Source organism: Streptococcus suis, assembly GCF_019856455.1.
Classification (GTDB): Bacteria; Bacillota; Bacilli; order Lactobacillales; family Streptococcaceae; genus Streptococcus; species Streptococcus suis_AE.
The window spans coordinates 1735256-1755879 of the sequence record NZ_CP082205.1 but is presented as its reverse complement, the minus strand read 5'-3'; the positions used below and the strand labels follow the sequence as shown (position 1 = coordinate 1755879).

Genomic DNA, 20624 nt, shown 5'->3' with positions numbered 1-20624 from the left:
TTTCTTGCTAGAACATTCGATTGATATTCAATTAAAACATCCAGATGATTCATTTAGCCTATTTGGTTCGAATGAACGTCATCTGAGATTGATGGAACAGGAACTAGGTGTGGTTATTCATGCACGGACGGAAAAAGTTCAAGTGATTGGGCAAGAAGAGCATGTCGAACAGGCTCGTTTGGTTATCCAGTCCCTATTGGTTTTGGTCAATCGGGGCTTGATCATCAATACGCCTGATGTGGTCACGGCTATTTCCATGGTCAAAAATGATGAGATTGAGAAATTCGTTGCCCTCTACGAAGAAGAAATTATCAAGGACAACTACGGCAAACCCATTCGCGTAAAGACCCTTGGTCAAAAGGTCTATGTGGATAGCGTTAAGCGTCATGACATCGTGTTTGGTATTGGTCCTGCTGGTACTGGAAAGACCTTCTTAGCGGTCACTCTCGCGGTGACAGCTCTCAAGCGGGGGCAGGTTAAGCGGATTGTCCTAACACGTCCTGCGGTTGAGGCAGGCGAAAGTTTAGGCTTTTTGCCAGGAGACCTAAAAGAAAAAGTAGATCCTTATTTGCGCCCGGTCTATGACGCCCTCTACCAGATTTTGGGCAAGGAGCAGACCACGCGCCTAATGGAGCGCGAGATTATCGAGATTGCACCGCTGGCCTATATGCGGGGGCGGACCTTGGAAGATGCCTTTGTCATCTTGGATGAGGCGCAAAATACTACCATTATGCAGATGAAGATGTTCCTAACTCGTCTGGGCTTTAATTCCAAGATGATTGTCAATGGGGATATTAGTCAGATTGACCTGCCGCGCAAGGTTAAGTCAGGCTTGATTGATGCGACGGAGAAACTAAGCAAAATTCCGCAGATTGATTTCGTGCATTTTTCAGCCAAGGATGTGGTTCGCCACCCAGTCGTTGCCCAGATTATCAATGCCTATGAGCAGGAGGCTCTGGCTGCGGATGATCGAGCAAGTTTTGAGACGATTGGGGAGTTGAAAAAAGAGCAAGATGCGGAGGAGTAATTATTTTCTGCATCTTTGCCTGTCGAAATAGTTTGTGGAAAACAAGTGAGGGAGTGACGCGTGATAAAACAAGGTCTACTGAGATTGGTTTTGCTTGGTTTTGTCTGTCTCTTAGCTGCCTGTGGTGGTCAGAAAATAGGAGATGACCAAGCACAAGTTGAAAAAGCAGAACCGACTATCCAAACTAATTTTTATCAAGCCATAAACAAGGACTGGTTAAATGGTGGCTGGTTATCAAGTGGTACACCATTCTACAATGAGTTTACAAGATTGCAAATGGAAGTAGATGAGCAATTAAAATCGGATTTTGACAAAATGGTAGCTGGTCAGCTAGAGCCTCAGTCTGAAGATTTAGTAGAATTTATCAAGTTGTATCAGCAAGGTCTTGATTTTACCAAAAGGGAAGTAGATGGTGTCAGAGTAGCTAGAATGATACTGGATGAAATGATGGGAATTGATTCGTTTTCCGAGCTGAAATCGCTTAGCCAAGATTGGATTCGTAAGGACTACCCATTGCCCTATGGTCTTGATGTGATTGCCAATCCACGAAACACATCTGAAAGAATGCTAATTTTGCTACCACCTCAGACGATTCTACCTGATAAGTCCTACTATGAAGACAGGACTGTTCGTGAGAAACTCATGGATTCTTACCGTTTATCTGCGAGACATATTTTGGAAAAATGTGGCTACTCAGACGAGGAGGCTACTGCTTTGGTTGAAGGTGCCATTGCTTTTGACAATCGACTCGTTGACACTCTACCAGCTAGCGAGAATGTGCATAGTGATTGGGGGCCAGTGAACGCAGAAGAACTTAGAACATTCTCAGAGGTCAAAAACTACTCTCCAGCTTTATCGATAGGAGAACAATTAGTAGGACTGGTGGGCTTGGAACCGGAGGAAGTTTATGTTTCTAATCCAAGCTATTTTGAACAATTATCCCAATTTATCAAGGAAGAAAATTTCTCAGAATATCGATCATGGGCTTTGGTTAGCCAAGCAATGAAGTTAGCTCCCTATTTGACTGGGGAAATCATGCAGACAGCAGGGAGATTTCATGCAGAAGTCCAAGGGTTTTCAGCCTCCTATCCAAATGATTACATGACTTATCTGGATGTGACTGGAATGTTCAAGGAAAGTTTGGGTGTTTATTATGGTCATAACTATGCCGATGAAACGGACTTACTTGCCATTCAGGAAATGGCTGAGGCAATCTCTAGGACTTATCAAGAAAGGATTCTAGCCAATAAATGGCTCAGTCAAGCCACCAAGCAAGCCGCAATTAAAAAATTAGAAAATATCACTTATCATATCGGCTATCCAAGGGAGTTGAGCGACTGGACCAAGTCATTAAAGGTGCGTGAAGACTTGTCTTATATTGAAAATGTTTTGGCTATTACGATTCAAGCTAGAACAGGTGTTTTCGAGCGTTATAGTCAGCCAATAGATAGACAAACTTGGGCTAGCAATGTATCGGCAAGTGAAGTAACAGCCGCCTATGCTCCTAGTCAGAATGCTATTTATATTCCGACGGCTATTTTACAAGCTCCCTATTATGACAAAAATCAATCTGTAGCCGAGAATTATGGCGGGATTGGCAAAATTATCGCTCATGAGTTTGTTCATGCCTTTGATGCCACAGGAGCAAATTTTGATGAGACTGGTAGTATAAAAGACTGGTGGATAGAGCGAGATAGACTAGCGTTTGAAGAAAAAAATCAAGCCCTAGTAGACTTGTTTGATGGTCTGGAAGTTTATGGTGGTAGAATAAATGGGCAACTGACTCTATCTGAAAATCTTGCGGATTTGGGAGGAATACAGATTGCCTTGGCTACGCTCAAAAAAGAAGAACCGTCCGCTAATCTAAAAGAATTTTTTGAGCACTATGCCCGTAGCCGTCGAGAAATGGTTGCGGTTGACTATGGCCGTTATCAACTTCAGGTAGACACACATTCTCCTGAGGAATTTCGGGTCAATCTCCAATTACAGCAAATAGATGATTTTTATAAAGTTTACCATATTCAAAAAGGTGACCCAATGTATAGGGCACCCGAAGAGAGACTGGTTATGTGGTAAATTAAAAACTGCCTGGTTCAATCTGAACTGGGCAGTACTTATTTTACATTCTAAAAAATGGATTAAAATTTTTCTCATGTCCAACGCTGGTATTTTGACCATGACCTGGATGGACAGTATAGTGGTTTGGCAGGGTAAAGATATGTTCTCTGATGCCAGTAATCAGGTCATCAAAGTTGCTGGTTGGCAGGTCTGTGCGTCCTACAGTTTCACGGAAAAGTGCGTCTCCAGTGATGACGGCTTCGGCTACTGGAAAGATAAAGGATACGCCACCGATAGAATGACCTGGCGTCGGTACAACCTTGAAATGAAAACCGTCAAACTGATAGTCTTCTTGGTATTGGAAGATGTTTTCAGCAGGTCGGCAGACCACATTTTCCATATCATCATGACGAGGTAGACCTGACAGATTCATCTCTGGTGTGTAGAGCCAGCTGGCTTCACTTTCAGCCACATAGACAGGTGGAAAATCGTAGCTTTCACGCAGGATGTCCAAACTCATAATATGGTCATAGTGAGTGTGAGTAAGTAGAATAGCCGAAATTGGTTTTCCGATTTTTTCGATAGTTGCTTGAATTTTTGTCCAGTCACTCCCAGGGTCAATGATAATCAGATGGGTATCATTTTCAAGGTAGTAGGTATTTTGAAAAGCGACAGGGTTGACAGATTTATGAATAAGCATGGCATTTCTCCTCACAGAAACAGTTTTTATATTAGTAGTCTAACAAAAAATTCCAACGACTTCATGGAATTTGTTTGGAGCTTTTTCCGTGAGTGGGAATATGCTATAATGAACAGTATGAAAGACAGAAGAACAAGCAATCGGTATGCCGTTGTGGATTTGGAAGCAACTGGTACAGGTGCCGATGCAAAAATCATTCAAATCGGGATTGTTCTTGTTGAAAATGGAGAAATCATTGACAGCTATGCGACGGACATCAATCCCTATGAACCCCTTGATGACCATATCAAGAATCTGACAGGTATCACAGACCAACAGCTAAGTCAGGCTCCCGATTTTGGTCAGGTAGCAAGTACCATTTATGACATGATTGGAGATGCTATTTTTGTAGCGCATAATGTCAAGTTTGATGCCAATCTCTTGGCGGAAACCCTCTTTTTTGAAGGCTATGAACTGTTGACACCGCGTGTAGATACGGTGGAATTATCACAGCTATTTTTCCCGACTTTTGAAAAATATAGCTTGGGAAACCTTGCAGTGCATTTGGACTTGGGTCTGGACCAGGCACACACGGCTATTTCAGATGCTCTGGCAACGGCTCGACTTCTTATCAAAATTCAAGAGAAAATAAAGAGCTTACCCAGGTCTATTGTTGAAAAGATTCTTGATTTGGCGGACAATCTGCTCTTTGAATCCCGGATGGTTATTGATGAGATGGTGCCTGTTCTGTCAGAAAATCTATTATACGATTTAGAATCTATTCATGACTTGGTCTTGAAAAAGCCAGAAGAAATCAAGTCAGCCTACCGATTATCTGAAGATTTTGCGACCAATATTGCTCTTCTCGGCTTGCATGAACGAAAAAAACAAACTGCTTTTGCTCAAGTAGTAGAAAAACGCTTGGTTGACGAAGAAAAAGTGCATTTTATTCAAGCGCAGGCAGGCTTAGGCAAGACCTACGGTTATCTCTTGCCTTTACTTGCTAAGTCAGACCAGCCTTTATTGGTCATCGTACCGACCAAGCTCCTTCAAGAGCAGATTATGGAAAAAGAGGGGAGTAAGCTTAAAGAGATATTTCGTATTCCCATAGTCTCTCTAAAATCGCCCAAGCATTTTATCAAGTTAGACAACTACTGGAAAACCCTGCAGAGGCAGGATGATAATCGCCTGGTCAATCAATTCAAAATGCAGGTGCTTGTCTGGTTATGCGAAACCACGACAGGTGATTTGGATGAGCTTAAGCAAAAACAACGCTATCAAGCTTACTTTGATGAGATTGCCCACGATGGGAAATTGGAGCCTGAAAGTCTTTTCTGGGGCTGGGATTTTTGGCAACGATTGAACCAACAAGCTCTCTCTAGTAGACTGCTCATTACCAACCACGCTTATTTTCTCAACCATCTTAAGGATCAAGCTCCTCTCATGGATAAGCGTCTGGTGGTGATTGATGAAGCACAGAAGTTTCTCTTGGCTGCTGAAAATCTAGCGACGGATTCTCAGGATATAACAGCTCTTTTGCAAGTATTGCAGAGCAAAAAAGATAAGTCAGATAGTCTATTAGACCAACGCCTCTACGAATCCTGCCAGTTTGAACTCAACCACCTTTTGACCCGTTTTCGCCAGCATGGACAGCGAGAAGTTTCAAAAGACGAACTGGGTCAAGTCAAGCAGAATCTGGCTGAGTTACAAGATATTGACCTACAAGACCTGGACCAACTCCTTGATGTCTACGACCATTTTTGGCTGGAGGAAAAGTATCTTGAGGACAAGCGGCTTACTTATTTGCGGGGCTCCAAGGACAGCCTTTTGAATGTGACCAACTACCTGCCAGACACCAAGATTTTTTGCATCAGTGCCACCTTGACCATCAGTAAAAAGGTCAGTCTAGCGGATTTGCTGGGCTTTGAGCAGGTCACCATGGACTTGCTTCCGACCCAGGCAGTGACCAACCAGCAGCTACTTTTTCCGACCAATCTCCCTGACATCCTCGCTTGGACCAAGGAAGAGCACGCAGCTTATTTGGCTACTACTTTAGGAGAAATAGCAGAGCTGGGACGACCGATTTTGGTCTTGTTCACATCGATTTCTCTGCTCTTGCAGGTGTCGGATTTGTTAGAAGGCAGTAATATTCCCCACCTAGCCCAACACAAGCATGGACAGGAAATGACTCTCAAACGCAAATTTGAACGCGGGGAAAGCCAGATTTTACTGGGAACAGGGGTATTCTGGGAGGGCGTTGACTTTGCCAGTCAGGACCAATTGGTTCAGGTTATTACAAGGCTCCCATTCGATAATCCAAAGGACCAGTTTGTGCAAAAAATCAATCACCATCTGCGTGAAGAAGGGAAAAATCCATTTTATGATTACAGCCTGCCTATGATGATGATTAAGCTCAAACAAGCTATCGGTCGTACCAATCGCCATGACAAACAAGATTCACTAGTCTTGGTTTTGGACCCGCGTGTTCACACCAAACGCTATGGACAGCAAATTCTGTCCTTCTTTGAGAAAGATTATTCAATGTTAAGTGTGGATGCGAAAGAAATAGAAGGAGCTATTCAAGATTTTTTTGAATAAGTTGAAAAGGAGCCGCAAGGCTCCCTTTTGTTTCCAGCGTTTTTTAATGCTACTCATGATTAGGAATCTTGCCGAATAACAGTGTTTTTCTTTATGATTAAAATATGGTATAATTTTCCAAATATTAGTTTTTGTGAGAAGAGATTATGACAGAAAAAACGATTGTATTTAAGGTGGGTACCAGCTCGCTGACGCAAGAAAATGGCAGTTTGGATCGTATCAAAATCGCTCGAATTACCAATCAGTTGGCTCAGTTGCATCAGAAGGGCTACCAGATTGTGCTGGTGACGTCGGGCTCGATTGCTGCTGGTTTTCGGAGATTGGGATTTGACAAGCGACCGACCAAGATTGCGGAGAATCAGGCTTCTGCGGCTGTTGGTCAGGGCTTGCTGATTGAGGAATACACGCAGAATTTGATGAAAGATGGCATTGTGTCTGCTCAGATTTTGTTGACCCAGGATGATTTTGCGGATGCCAGACGTTATCAGAATGCCTCTCAAGCCTTGCAGGTCTTGCTCAAACAACGTGCTATTCCTATTATCAACGAAAATGATACCATTGCCATTGAAGAGATTAAGGTAGGGGATAACGATACTTTATCTGCTCAGGTGGCTTCTCTCTTGAAAGCAGACCTCTTGGTGCTCTTGACGGATGTGGATGGGCTTTATACTGCAAATCCCAACAGCGATCCGACTGCCCAGCATTTGCCGGAAATCAAGGAAATTACGGAAGATTTGTTTGCCATGGCAGCAGGAGCAGGAACGTCCAACGGAACAGGTGGCATGACCACCAAATTGCAGGCGGCACAGATTGCGACCAAGTCAGGCGTACCTGTCTTTATCTGCTCGTCTAAGGAGGATACGGCCCTTTTACAAGCCGTTACCCAAGCCAACCGTGGCACCCTCTTTTTAGCTGACGGCCACGCCATGAACCAACGCAAGCAGTGGATGGCTTTCTACGCTCGGACAGATGCAGCAGTTGAGGTGGATGCTGGTGCGGTTGACGCCATGCTGCACCAAGGCCGCAGTTTGTTAGCTGCTGGTGTCAAAGCCCTGGAAGGCGACTTTGAGGTAGGACAGGTCGTGGAAGTTTACAGTCAAGCAGACCACCGTTTGATTGGTAAAGGGCGGGTCAAACTCTCGTCCCGGGACTTGCAGGACCAGCTGGCAAATGGCAGAGCGGAAGGCGTGTTGATTCACCGCAACGATTGGGTTAGCCTATAGGAGAAAGTTATGACAACAACACAAGCATTATTAGACAGTTTATTGGCCCACAAGGCCTCTATCAACCTGGCAACAACCGAACAAAAGAACCAGGCCTTGTCGGCTATGGCAGACCAGTTGGTTGCCCAAACAGAGGCGATCCTAGCTGGCAATGCTATCGATATGGAACATGCCCAAGGCAAGATTAGCCAAGTCATGCAAGACAGATTGCTCTTGACTGCTGAGCGAATTGAAGCCATGGCAGATGGTATTCGTGCCTTGATTGGCTTGCCAGATCCAGTTGGTTTGACCTTGGAAGAAACCACTCGAGCAGACGGCTTACATATTCGCAAGAAATCCATTCCCTTTGGTTTGGTGGGGATGATTTACGAAAGCCGTCCAAATGTGACTTCAGATGCCGCAGCCTTGGCGATCAAGAGCGGAAATGCAGTTATCTTGCGTGGTGGCAAGGAAGCCTTTCATTCAGCTCAAGCTATTGTCACAGCCCTTAAAGCTGGTTTGGAAGAGGTTGGGCTATCACCTAAGGTCATCGAGTTAGTCCAAGATACCAGCCGGGTCTCTGCGACCGAGTTGATGACTGCCAAAGGAAAGATTGACCTCTTGGTGCCACGTGGTGGTGCGGGTCTGATTCAAGCCGTCGTTGAAAATGCGACTGTGCCAGTTATCGAAACAGGCACAGGTATCTGCCATGTCTATGTGGACAAGGATGCGGACTTGGACAAGGCCTTGCGGATTGTGGTCAATGCCAAAACCAGTCGTCCCTCAGTCTGCAATGCGGCGGAAGTTTTGTTGGTCCATGAAGAAATTGCCAGCCAATTCCTACCTCGCTTGGAAGAAGCTCTTTCTGGTCAGGTGGAATTACGTGCCGACAGTCAGGCCCAGGCTCTTCTCAACCAAGCCACACCAGCAGGCGACCAAGATTTTGACACGGAATTTCTGGACTATATCTTGGCTGTCAAGGTCGTTTCAAATGTAGAAGAGGCTATCAGTCATATCGCTCAACACTCGACTGGACACAGCGAGGCCATTGTGACGGAAAACAGCCAAACGGCAGATCGTTTCACACTCCATGTAGATTCGGCGGCAGTCTATGTCAATGCCTCGACCCGCTTCACAGACGGTGGCGAGTTCGGTCTGGGCTGTGAATTGGGCATTTCTACCCAGAAGATGCATGCTCGTGGTCCAATGGGCCTGCGTGAAATGACCACTTACAAGTACATCATCACAGGCGACGGCCACATTCGTTAGGAGGACAGGATGAAGATTGGATTTATCGGACTGGGCAATATGGGAGCGGCTCTGGCCCAAGCGGTCAGCCAGCAGCCAGATACCCAGCTCCTCCTCAGCAACCACAACCCGGCAAAAGCCCAGGCTCTACAAGCTCAGCTGGGCGGTCAGCTTTTTTCTAATGGGGAAATAGCAGAGCAGGCCGAGATTATTTTCCTTGGGGTCAAGCCTCACCTGATTCAGTCAATCTTGTCAGGCTTACAGGACCAGATCAGCCAGAATCCGTCAGCTATCTGGATTTCTATGGCAGCGGGAGTGACCCTTGACAGCCTGGCAGAATTTGTGTCGGCAGACAAGCTCATCCGCATCATGCCCAACACACCGGTCGCTATCGGCCAAGGCATGACAACCTATAGCTTGGTCAATCAAGAGCTCGCTCCGCTATTGGAACAAATCCTAGAAAAATCAGGCAAGGTCCAGCAGGTGCCAGAGAGCCTGATCGACGCAGCAACGGCTATCGCAGGCTGCGGACCAGCCTTTGTCTATCAGATGATTGAGGCTATGACAGATGCCGGTGTGCAAAATGGGCTCACAGCTCAAGATGCCAAGGTTCTGGCTGCACAAACCTTGGCTGGAACTGCCCAGATGGTCTTGAATAGCGACAAGCACCCAGCTCAGCTGAGACAAGAAGTGACCTCGCCAGGCGGCTCGACTATCGCAGGCGTGGTAGCCCTTGAAAAAGAAGGCTTCCGTTACGCCATTATTAAGGCAGTCGCCGCCGCCCTCAAAAAGACTAGAAAATTAGGCAAAAAATAGAAGACAGCAAAAAACGGGACTTTTAATCCAATGTCATTAAGTTAAGCATTTAAACAATTAAAGGAACTATTCCCGTCCGAGCAATTGATGACCAAACGGGAATAGTTTTTGTATTTAGGGCGCACAAAAAGGAGGTTTTTTAACCCTATTTTTCAACTATTATGTTACTCTATAAGTGAAGCTTACAGGTGCCTTGCTTTTTATCTTTCTTTGGAACGTTCGATTGGGTCGGATGATGGATAAATGTTTGGCAATGTAGGTTTCCAATTGGAAGGAAGTGAGTTCAGCTCTAAGAAATTTTCGACAGGCATAAACAGCGTCTGAAAAACAAATTTTATAAGCCTGTTTTAACTTTGATGTTTTAATAGCAACGTGTGAGGTTAGCCATTTACAAACATTAAAATTGATAAAGCGAGCGTAGATTTCTTGGAGAATCCCTTCCTTCTTTTTTGCATGAAAATGAGTTAGACCGATACTATATTTTAGGTCACGAAAACTAGTCTCTATGCCCCATCTGTAGGCATAGAGATCTTTTAATTTTTCTGGAGAATAATCGGTGTTTGTCACCAAAGTTTCAAAGAAACCTGGCTTGATTTCGAGACGCACCATTCGAAAATGAAGTTCGTAAAACTGAAGTGGGTCGCTTTTTCGGCTAGAGCTTGGTAGAAAGTCAAAGGATGTGTGATGAGGTAAAAAATGATACTGATTAGGGAAGTCTCGATACAGTTCTTTCATGTCATTGGTTTGTTTCCGACAGATGTTTAGGTCAAATGCCTCATCAAAACAAGGGGTATCAGGGAGATGAAAACTCTTTTTCATAGAATTATTTCCATCGCGAATACGAATAATATAGGACCAATTTCTTTCTTGGCAGTGAGCCATGACATTGTAGGATTCATACCCCCTATCCATTATTACCAGAGCTTGTTTGAAAGAAGAGTTCTTCATCATGTCAATAAAAGCTGCACGTTCATCAACCTCTCGATTATCTTGGATCCGTAAATCATGATATATCTCTTGTTCAAGATTGTAGAGAGCATTGATATGAATAAGATTGTAAGGAGTGTGATGTGGTCCAGTTTGAAAAGAGGTCGTTTTATCAAAACGATTTCTTGGTAGAATCACATCACTGCCATCAACAGCCAGGATAGGGAGATTATCAGAGATTGGAATTTTAGAAGTAATATCCCTAAAAAGTGTTTTAAAAGCTTGGTGTTTAATCTGATACCGTCGTTGAAAAAAGGCAGATTGGGTAACTGGTAAATGTAAGTCAAGTAACTCTTTAGATAAGGTATTGCCTCCCATGGTCAGTATGGCTTGAATCATGGTTTTCATAGTTAGCTGACTTTGCCGACTAAAATCTTTTTCAGGATGAAGCACAAACTGAGTGGCACTAGAAACGATGTTGTTAATACTATCAAGTAAATGAGCTTTAATCTGATCTAGCATGACTTTTCCCTTTTATTTTTAGTGTAACATAAAAACTAACCCACCACAAAATGTGATAGGTTAGTTAACTTAATGACATTGGACTTTTAATCCCGTTTTGTTTTTTCCTTGATCCATTGACTGACGTTGGACAGGGCCTTGCTTTGCTCTGCCTTGCGTTTTTGTTCCTGGACAAAATCTGCAAAGCTTTGCTTGACGCCGTCCTTTTGAACCTTGTCCTGCAAATCATGCCATTTCTTTTTAAGGTTGCTGGAAGTCCGTTCGTAATAAATCTCTAAAATTTCTTCTTTTGACTTATAATTGCGATAGAAAGCGTTGCGAGAAACTCCCGCTTTACGAACCAATTCAGATACTGAAATTTGCTTGAGCTCCTTTTTCTCTAGGAGAAATAGCAGAGCAGTTTCTATTGATTCCTTAGTCAGTTGATTCGCTTCTTTATTTGATTGATAGAGGTTTTTCAAAGATTGGGGTGAAATTTTACGACCTGTCATAGTTTTCCTTTTCCGAGTGTCACATCTGAAAGAAAATGCTTTCAGATGGGGTAGTTTAATGATATAATTGTAAGTAAATAGAGATTTATTGTCAAATAAAAAAGTAAAATTGGAAATGAGAATATTATGACAAAATGGAAAATTGTTGCAGATTCGGGCTGTGACTATCGTCAATTAGCTAATCTAGCTCCGAACACTGAATTTATTAGTGTGCCACTTACCATCCAAGTTGGAGAACAAGCATTTGTTGATGATGCAAGCTTGGATATTGATCACATGATGGAGGTGATGGAAGCATCTAAGTCTGCAGCGGGGTCTGCGTGCCCAAGTCCGCAGGCTTATCAGGCAGCTTTTGAGGGAGCTGAGAACATTATCGTTGTGACGATTACAGGTGGGCTATCGGGTAGTTTTAATGCGGCACGTGTAGCTAGGGATATGTATATCGAAGAGCATCCGAATGTCAATATCCATTTGATAGATAGTTTGTCAGCCAGTGGGGAAATGGATTTACTTGTTGACGAAATCAATCGCTTAATTGGTGCAGGATTAGATTTTCCACAAGTAGTAGAAGCGATAACTCATTATCGGGAACACAGTAAGCTCCTCTTTGTTTTAGCGAAGGTTGATAATCTTGTTAAGAATGGAAGACTGAGCAAATTGGTAGGCACTGTCGTTGGTCTTCTCAATATCCGTATGGTTGGTGAGGCAAGCGCTGAAGGAAAATTAGAGTTGCTTCAAAAGGCGCGTGGTCATAAGAAATCTGTGACAGCAGCCTTTGAAGAAATGAAAAAAGCAGGCTATGATGGTGGTCGAATTGTCATGGCCCACCGCAACAATGCTAAGTTCTTCCAACAATTCTCAGAGTTGGTAAAAGCAAGTTTTCCAACGGCTGTTATTGACGAAGTTGCAACATCAGGTCTATGCAGTTTTTATGCTGAAGAAGGTGGACTTTTGATGGGCTATGAAGTGAAAGCGTGATTCACAGAGTAATACTCAATGAAAATCAACAGTAGCCTAGGAAACGAAGTCGAAGATAGAACTCTGTTACTATCTTATTTCAAGGTAACAGGCTGAAAACCTCCACTGGAGCTTTTCACTCATCAAGGCAAGTTGACAACGGATAATTTTGATTTTCGAAGAGTATAACAATTTTGGAATGTAGTTTCCACTATATAGAATAATCCCCCTCGTCTCTTAAGTTCGAGGGGGATTATTTGTATGAGACTATTGGATTTCATTCATTCAAATATCTTACGAATTGCTCCAGTTTATCTGCAAAATCTTGTTCAAAGAAGATCTGTAAGAAATCAGCTTTCTGTCCGCTGAAATAATAACACTTTTCAAACATGTGTTGGATGCTAGGAGAAAGAATCCCCTTGCTTAGCTGAAAGGTCACGCTCCCTTTGGAAATTCGATACGGGATGTTCAAAGCGTATTTCTCTAAACAATCTTTTATTTTATTCCACTGAGCGTGATAAATGTGATGAAGATGCTGTGTGTTCCGTGCAAACATACCGTTATCAATGTAGAGCGAGAGAGCTTTTTGCATGATAAGATTGGTATCGTAGTCGATTAGACTTTTATGTTTGATGAAGGTATCATGTAGCTGATTAGGAAGGCTGATTGCACCGATTCGGAGGGCAGGAAAGAGCATCGGTGTAAAAGATTTTATGTAGATGACACGATTATCTGTATCAAGATAGTGTAAAGGTAGGCTATGACTAGAGTCGAAATCCGCCAAATAGTCATCCTCAATGATGTAGACATCGTATTGCTTTGCTAATTTTACGATAGCTGTTTTTGTTGCTATATCATAGGTTGAACCGAGAGGGTTGTGCAAGCGAGGAATTGTGTAGAAAAACTTGATTTTTCCAGTTTGGAAGATACTTTCCAATTCTTCTAGGTCAATTCCATCTAAATCCCGTTCAATTGTTTGATAGGGGATTCCTTGATGTCGAATGAGCTCTATCATTCGTGAATAGGTAGGGTTCTCTATCAAGATTTCCGTTTTTCCAGCCCAGGTTTCCATTTGTGTGAGAATATATAGAGCTTGTTGACTACCAGCTGTGATAACCAGCTGGTCTTTTTTTGTATAGACATGATAGTCCATTAACAGACTTTGAACGGAGGAAATCAATTCTGCTAATCCCTCTTGCTGGTGATAGTAGTTGAATAGGTAATTTTCCCGCCCAATAAGACTTTCGTTTAGACAAATCCGAAAATCTTCATAGGGTAATTCTTGAAAGTCTGCAGGATTGAGCTCTACAGTATGGTCTTGGAAATCTCTATCTTCTAAGATATAATAACCGCTTTTTTCGACAGCGTAGATCTTATTTTGGTACTTTAATTCCAACATAGCCTTTTGGACAGTGTCTTTGCTACAATGATATTGCTCACTGAGTTGACGGATAGAAGGTAATTTCTCTCCACGTTTGAATCGGTGTTCCTCTATTCCAGTCAAAATATCTTGGATAATAACTTGATATTTTTTCATCTAGGCCCCCTTTTTATAGACTATGTTACTAGCTAGTATATAGGAAAAATTGAAGAAAGACAATATCTGGATGGGGTTGAGGTTCAGGAATTAAGCTACTATATGGTATAATTAAGTGATGAAAATAATTATACCTAATGCAAAAGAAGTAAATACAAATTTAGAGAATGCCTCGTTTTATCCCCTGCCTGATCGAAGTAAGCCGGTACTGGATGCCATAAGTCAATTTGATGTAAAAAAAGCTGGCTGCCTTTTATAAATTGAATGAATCAAAGGCTGAGTTAGAAGCTGATCGTTGGCATCGAATCAGGACAGGTCAAGCAAAAACCTATCCAGCCTGGCAGTTATATGATGGTCTCATGTATCGTTATATGGATAGGCGAGGTATAGATTCGAAAGAAGAAAATTACCTACGTGACCATGTTCGTGTAGCGACAGCCTTATACGGATTGATTCATCCTTTTGAGTTCATTTCACCTCACCGCTTAGATTTTCAAGGGAGCTTAAAGATAGGCAATCAGTCTTTGAAACAGTACTGGCGACCGTATTATGACCAAGAAGTTGGTGATGATGAACTGATTTTCTCACTGGCTTCGTCAGAATTTGAGCAGGTGTTTTCTCCACAGATTCAGAAAAGATTAGTTAAAATTCTTTTCATGGAAGAAAAAGCAGGTCAGCTAAAAGTTCACTCGACTATATCAAAAAAAGGTAGAGGAAGATTGCTGTCCTGGTTGGCTAAGAACAATATTCAGAAATTATCGGACATTCAAGATTTTAAGGTGGATGGCTTTGAATATTGTACTGAAAAATCAACAGAGAATCAGCTGACTTTCATACGTTCAGTTAAAATATGAAAAAAAGAACAAGATATCGTCATTTAGTTTTTCTTTTATTACTTCGTTAATTCGCCTTGCCTAACTTCAGTTATGTCTGCGGCTCATTGCCTCGTACTAAAAGTAAACTAAAAGACTATATAAACAAGACCCCAAACAAGCTAACGTTTTCATCACTAAAAATGGATATGTCGCTAGTAAAAGATTGTTATTTGTGATACAATGAGTAAGTTATAAGTAAAAGGAAGGTTGTTTATGAAGAAGAGAAGCAGGTGGAGGAAATCGCCTAAGCTCAAGTTGGTAAATTTTGCGCTTTTGGGACTTTATGCCATTACTCTATGTTTGTTCTTAGTGACCATGTATCGCTATAACATCCTAGATTTCCGGTATTTAAACTATATTGTGACGCTTTTGCTAGTAGGAGTGGCAGTATTGGCTGGATTATTGATGTGGCGTAAGAAAGCGCGCATATTTACAGCATTCTTACTTATTTTTTCACTAGTCATCACTTCCGTCGGAATCTATGGAATGCAAGAAGTTGTAAAATTTTCAACACGGCTAAATTCAAATTCGACATTTTCAGAATATGAAATGAGCATCCTTGTCCCAGCAAATAGTGAGATTACAGATGTTCGTCAGCTTACTAGTATTCTTGCTCCAGCCGAATACGACCAAGAGAACATCACCGCTTTATTGGATGACATATCCAAAATGGAATCTACTCAACTAGCAACTAGCCCCGCAACCTCTTACCTGACAGCATATCAATCTATGATAAATGGTGAGAGCCAAGCGATGGTCTTCAACGGAGTTTTTACCAATATTTTAGAAAATGAAGATCCAGACTTTTCTTCAAAAGTAAAAAAAATATATAGTTTCAAAGTGACTCAGACTGTTGAAACAGCTACTGAGCAGGTGAGTGGAGATAGCTTTAATATCTATATTAGTGGTATAGATACTTACGGTCCAATTTCATCTGTTTCACGTTCAGATGTCAATATCATTATGACTGTCAATCGTGCGACACATAAGATTTTATTGACAACTACTCCACGAGATTCATACGTTGCTATTGCAGATGGTGGGCAAAATCAATACGACAAATTAACACATGCTGGGATTTATGGTGTTAACGCCTCAGTGCACACCTTAGAAAATCTTTATGGTATTGACATTAGTAACTATATCCGACTCAACTTTACTTCCTTCTTGCAGTTGATTGATTTGGTTGGTGGTATTGATGTTGAAAATACCCAAGAATTTACAAGCGGAGGGTATAATTTCCCTGTTGGGACAGTGCATCTAGACGCAGAGCAAGCGCTAATCTTTGTTCGTGAGCGGTATTCGTTGGCTAATGGTGATAATGACCGTGGTAAAAACCAAGAAAAAGTCATTGCAGCCCTCATCAAAAAATTGAGTTCACCAGAGAATTTACGCAATTATCAAGCTATTCTAACTGGTTTGGAAGGGTCTATCCAAACAGATTTGAGCTTAGAAACGATTATGGGCTTGGTAAATACCCAATTAGAATCAGGAACACAATTTACAGTAGAGTCACAAGCATTGACAGGAACAGGACGCTCAGATTTATCTTCTTATGCGATGCCTGGTTCACAACTTTATATGATGGAAATTAACCAAGATAGTCTGGAGCAAGCAAAGGCAGCGATTCAGTCAGTATTGGATGGAAATTAAAAAAATAGGAGAAAACATGAATAATCAAGAAATGAATACAATCGAAATTGATATTTTACTCTTACTGAAAACGATTTGGAGAAAAAAATTCTTTATCCTTCTGATGGGACTATTAGGTGCAGGGTTAGCTTTTGCTTATAGTAGTTTTTTGGTAACACCGCAATATAAATCGACAACTCGTATCTATGTAGTCGGGCAACATGCTGAAGCCGGTGCGGGATTAACAAATCAGGATTTACAAGCTGGTTCTTATTTGGTAAAAGACTATAAAGAAATCATTCTATCACAAGATGTACTGACGCAGATAGCTACAGAGTTGAATTTGAATGAAAACCTAAAAGAAAAGGTTTCGGTTTCTATTCCTGTTGATACTCGTATCGTTTCTATTTCCGTGCGTGATGCGGATCCAAATGAGGCAGCACGTATTGCAAATAGCCTTCGTACCTTTGCAGCGCAAAAGATTGTTGAGGTCACCAAAGTGAGTGAAGTGACAACACTCGAGGAGGCTGTCCCAGCAGAGGAGCCATCAACTCCTAATACAAAACGAAATATCATACTTGGTTTATTAGCTGGTGGTATCTTGGCAACAGCTCTTGTACTGGTTATGGAAATTTTGGATGATCGTGTAAAACGTCCTCAGGATATCGAAGAGGTAATGGGATTGACATTACTTGGTGTAGTGCCAGATTCGAAGAAATTGAAATAGGAGAACAATATGGCAACGTTAGAAATTGCACGTACGAAGAAAGAATTAGTAAATAAGACAGAAGAATATTTTAACGCTATCCGTACGAATATTCAACTCAGTGGGGAAGATATTAAAGTGGTTGGTATAACTTCTGTCCAATCAAATGAAGGAAAGAGTACAATAGCAGCCAGTCTTGCTATTGCCTATGCTCGTTCTGGCTACAAGACAGTTCTGGTTGATGCCGATATTCGAAACTCAGTGATGTCAGGTTTCTTTAAGCCAATTACGAAAATTACTGGTTTAACTGATTATTTAGCAGGAACTACTGATTTATCTCGAGGGCTATGTGAAACAAATATTCCGAATTTAACAGTTATCGAGTCTGGTAAAATATCACCAAACCCAACTGCCCTTCTACAAAGTAAGAATTTTGAGAACTTATTAGCTACTCTTCGTCGGTATTTTGACTATGTGGTTGTAGATTGTCCACCTCTAGGGATGGTAATTGATGCTGCAATTATTGCTCAGAAGTGTGATGCAATGGTTTTAGTAGCAGAGGCAGGACATGTTAAACGTTCAGCTGTGAAAAAAGTAAAGGAACAGTTGGAGCAAACAGGAACACAGTTTTTAGGCGTTATCTTGAACAAGTATGATATTGCAACTGAGAAATATGGTGATTATGGAAATTATGGTAATTACGGTAAAAAAGCTTGATTTTTATGATATGAGCTTTGATTAAGTAGGTGTTAGTATGATTGATGTTCATTCGCATATTATATTTGGTGTGGATGATGGTCCAAAGACAATTGAAGAGAGCCTGAGTTTGATAGGCGAAGCTTATCGTCAAGGTGTTCGCTATATCGTGGCGACATCTCATAGACGAAAAGGGATGTTTGAAACACCAGAAAAAGTTATCATGACTAACTTTCTTCAACTTAAAGCAGCAGTAGCAGAAGTTTATCCTGAAATACGATTGTGCTATGGTGCTGAATTGTATTATAGTAAAGATATCTTAAGCAAACTTGAAAAAAAGAAAGTACCAACGCTTAATGGCTCGCGCTATATTCTTTTGGAATTCAGTATGAATACTCCCTGGAAAGAGATTCAAGAAGCAGTGAACGAAGTGACGCTACTTGGGCTAACTCCCGTACTTGCCCATATAGAACGATATGATGCCCTAGCGTTTCATGCAGGGAGAGTAGAAGAGCTAATTGACAAGGGATGCTATACTCAGGTAAATAGTAACCATGTGCTGAAGCCCGCTTTAATTGGCGATCAAGCAAAAGAATTTAAAAAACGTACTCGATATTTTTTAGAGCAGGATTTAGTACATTGTGTTGCTAGCGATATGCATAATTTATCTAGTAGACCTCCGTTTATGAGGGAGGCTTATAAGTTAATAACAGAGGAATTTAGCAAAGATAAAGCGAAAGCGTTGTTGAAAAAGAATCCTCTTATGCTATTAAAAAACCAGGCAATTTAAGCTGGTTAATCTAGATTTTGGAGAAAAAATGGATTTGGGAACTGTTACTGACAAACTGTTAGATCGCAACAGTAAACGATTGATACTCATGTGCATGGATATGTGTCTTATTATAGTTTCCATGATTTTGAGCAGGCTGTTTTTGGATGTTATTATTGACATTCCAGATGAACGCTTTATTCTTGCAGTTTTATTTGTTTTAATATTCTATATGATTATCTCAATTAGACTAAAGGTTTTTTCGCTAATTACGAGGTATACTGGATATCAAAGTTATGTGAAAATAGGACTGAGTTTGATATCCGCTTATTCATTATTTTTAATTATCTCAACGATTTTATGGCAGACCTTTAGTTATCGTTTCATCTTAGTATCCTTATTTTTGTCGTATGTGATGCTCATTACCCCGAGGATTGTTTGGAGAATCTTACATGAGACGAGAAAAAATGTCATTCGAAAGAAGGTTAGTCCACTAAGAATCTTAGTAGTAGGTGCTGGAGATGGTGGGAATACTTTTATCAATACCGTCGAAGATAGAAAATTGAATTTTGAAATTGTCGGTATAGTTGATCGTGATCCAAATAAACTTGGAACATTTATCCGTACCGCTAAAGTTTTAGGAAACCGTAATGATATTCCACGATTGGTAGAGGAATTAGCCGTTGACCAAGTGACGATTGCCATCCCTTCTTTAAACGGTAAGGAGCGAGAGAAGATTGTTGAAATCTGTAACACTACAGGAGTGACCGTCAATAATATGCCGAGCATTGAAGACATTATGGCGGGGAACATGTCTGTCAGTGCCTTTCAGGAAATTGACGTAGCAGACCTTCTTGGTCGACCAGAGGTTGTTTTGGATCAGGATGAATTGAATCAGTTTTTCAAAGGGAAAACAATCCTTGTCACAGGAGCAGGTGGCTCTATCGGTTCAGAGTTATGTCGTCAAATTGCTAAGTTTACGCCTAAACGCTTGTTGTTGCTTGGACATGGAGAAAATTCAATCTATCTCATTCATCGAGAGTTACTGGAAAAGTACCAAGGTAAGATTGAGTTGGTCCCTCTCATTGCAGATATTCAAGATAGAGAATTGATCTTTAGCATAATGGCTGAATATCAACCCGATGTTGTTTATCATGCTGCAGCACATAAGCATGTTCCTTTGATGGAATACAATCCACATGAAGCAGTGAAGAATAATATTTTTGGAACGAAGAATGTGGCTGAGGCGGCTAAAACTGCAAAGGTTGCCAAATTTGTTATGGTTTCAACAGATAAAGCTGTTAATCCACCAAATGTTATGGGAGCGACTAAACGTGTTGCAGAAATGATTGTAACAGGTTTAAACGAGCCAGGTCAGACTCAATTTGCGGCAGTCCGTTTTGGGAATGTTCTAGGTAGTCGTGGAAGTGTTGTTCCGCTATTCAAAGAGCAAATTAGAAAAGGTGGACCTGTTACGGTTACCGACTTTAGGATGACTCGTTATTTCATGACGATACCTGAGGCAAGTCGTTTGGTTATACAAGCTGGACATTTGGCAAAAGGTGGAGAAATCTTTGTCTTGGATATGGGTGAGCCAGTACAAATCCTGGAATTGGCAAGAAAAGTTATCTTGTTAAGTGGACATACAGAGGAAGAAATCGGGATTGTAGAATCTGGAATTAGACCAGGCGAGAAACTCTACGAGGAATTACTATCAACAGAAGAACGTGTCAGCGAACAGATTTATGAAAAAATATTTGTGGGTCGCGTTACAAATAAGCAATCGGACATTGTCAATTCATTTATCAATGGATTACTCCAAAAAGATAGAAATGAATTAAAAGGTGTGTTGATTGAATTTGCAAAACAAGAATAAAGAAAGTA

The 20624-nt window shown here is 41.4% G+C and carries 16 protein-coding genes and 1 pseudogene; 13 read left to right on the top strand and 4 right to left on the bottom strand.

Annotated features, from left to right (window positions below):
* Window positions 1-4: 4 nt before the first annotated feature.
* Together K6969_RS08465 and K6969_RS08460 are read left to right on the top strand one after the other, a co-directional pair.
* Window positions 5-1027 carry a PhoH family protein gene (locus K6969_RS08465; protein ID WP_171942804.1) on the top strand — a complete coding sequence of 341 codons (1023 nt, stop codon included), beginning with the start codon at window positions 5-7 and terminating at the stop codon, window positions 1025-1027.
* Between the two features lie 60 nt (window positions 1028-1087).
* Window positions 1088-3103 (top strand): M13 family metallopeptidase, encoded by a 2016-nt coding sequence (locus K6969_RS08460; protein ID WP_171942803.1) that lies wholly within the window; start codon window positions 1088-1090, stop codon window positions 3101-3103.
* Between the two features lie 43 nt (window positions 3104-3146).
* Here K6969_RS08460 and K6969_RS08455 read toward each other — a convergent pair whose 3' ends face one another.
* Window positions 3147-3785 (bottom strand): MBL fold metallo-hydrolase, encoded by a 639-nt coding sequence (locus K6969_RS08455; protein WP_099831499.1) that lies wholly within the window; start codon window positions 3783-3785, stop codon window positions 3147-3149.
* 108 nt (window positions 3786-3893) lie between these two features.
* Here K6969_RS08455 and K6969_RS08450 point away from each other — a divergent pair, with 108 nt between their 5' ends.
* From K6969_RS08450 to proC, 4 genes are all read left to right on the top strand, one after another.
* Window positions 3894-6362, top strand: a complete 2469-nt coding sequence (locus K6969_RS08450; protein ID WP_321537390.1) for a bifunctional DnaQ family exonuclease/ATP-dependent helicase — start codon at window positions 3894-3896, stop codon at window positions 6360-6362.
* Between the two features lie 146 nt (window positions 6363-6508).
* Entirely contained in the window at window positions 6509-7585 is a 1077-nt protein-coding gene (gene proB / locus K6969_RS08445; RefSeq protein ID WP_029173745.1) for a glutamate 5-kinase, read from the top strand.
* Window positions 7586-7594: 9 nt separating this feature from the next.
* Window positions 7595-8833, top strand: a complete 1239-nt coding sequence (locus K6969_RS08440) for a glutamate-5-semialdehyde dehydrogenase (protein ID WP_029173744.1) — start codon at window positions 7595-7597, stop codon at window positions 8831-8833.
* A 9-nt stretch (window positions 8834-8842) separates the two neighbouring features.
* A complete protein-coding gene (proC, locus tag K6969_RS08435) occupies window positions 8843-9628 on the top strand; it encodes a pyrroline-5-carboxylate reductase (RefSeq protein ID WP_029173743.1) in 786 nt (261 codons plus the stop codon).
* A gap of 159 nt (window positions 9629-9787) precedes the next feature.
* On the opposite strand, the gene K6969_RS08430 is transcribed toward proC, so the two are convergent.
* A complete protein-coding gene (locus K6969_RS08430) occupies window positions 9788-11077 on the bottom strand; it encodes an IS4 family transposase (RefSeq protein WP_321537389.1) in 1290 nt (429 codons plus the stop codon).
* 86 nt (window positions 11078-11163) lie between these two features.
* Complete coding sequence (locus tag K6969_RS12390) at window positions 11164-11568, bottom strand: TetR/AcrR family transcriptional regulator (RefSeq protein WP_029173019.1); 405 nt, start codon at window positions 11566-11568, stop codon at window positions 11164-11166.
* A gap of 126 nt (window positions 11569-11694) precedes the next feature.
* Between K6969_RS12390 and K6969_RS08420 the strand changes: the two genes are divergently transcribed.
* Window positions 11695-12546: a DegV family protein gene (locus tag K6969_RS08420; RefSeq protein ID WP_029173020.1), complete on the top strand. Its 852-nt coding sequence runs from the start codon at window positions 11695-11697 to the stop codon at window positions 12544-12546.
* Window positions 12547-12802: 256 nt separating this feature from the next.
* Here K6969_RS08420 and K6969_RS08415 read toward each other — a convergent pair whose 3' ends face one another.
* The gene (locus tag K6969_RS08415; protein WP_029173021.1) at window positions 12803-14062 is read right to left on the bottom strand and encodes a PLP-dependent aminotransferase family protein; all 1260 of its coding nucleotides are present in this window, start codon (window positions 14060-14062) and stop codon (window positions 12803-12805) included.
* 118 nt (window positions 14063-14180) lie between these two features.
* On the opposite strand from K6969_RS08415, the pseudogene yaaA reads away from it, so the two are divergent.
* From yaaA to K6969_RS08385, 6 genes and pseudogenes are all read left to right on the top strand, one after another.
* Window positions 14181-14916, top strand: a pseudogene (yaaA, locus tag K6969_RS08410) (peroxide stress protein YaaA).
* Between the two features lie 234 nt (window positions 14917-15150).
* Entirely contained in the window at window positions 15151-16590 is a 1440-nt protein-coding gene (locus K6969_RS08405) for an LCP family protein (RefSeq protein ID WP_171942614.1), read from the top strand.
* A 16-nt stretch (window positions 16591-16606) separates the two neighbouring features.
* Entirely contained in the window at window positions 16607-17296 is a 690-nt protein-coding gene (locus K6969_RS08400) for a YveK family protein (RefSeq protein ID WP_029173024.1), read from the top strand.
* Window positions 17297-17305: 9 nt separating this feature from the next.
* Entirely contained in the window at window positions 17306-17992 is a 687-nt protein-coding gene (locus tag K6969_RS08395; protein ID WP_029173025.1) for a tyrosine-protein kinase, read from the top strand.
* Between the two features lie 37 nt (window positions 17993-18029).
* Entirely contained in the window at window positions 18030-18761 is a 732-nt protein-coding gene (cps4B, locus tag K6969_RS08390) for a capsular polysaccharide biosynthesis protein Cps4B (protein ID WP_171942613.1), read from the top strand.
* A gap of 28 nt (window positions 18762-18789) precedes the next feature.
* A complete protein-coding gene (locus K6969_RS08385) occupies window positions 18790-20616 on the top strand; it encodes a polysaccharide biosynthesis protein (protein ID WP_171942612.1) in 1827 nt (608 codons plus the stop codon).
* The last annotated feature ends 8 nt before the right edge of the window (window positions 20617-20624 follow it).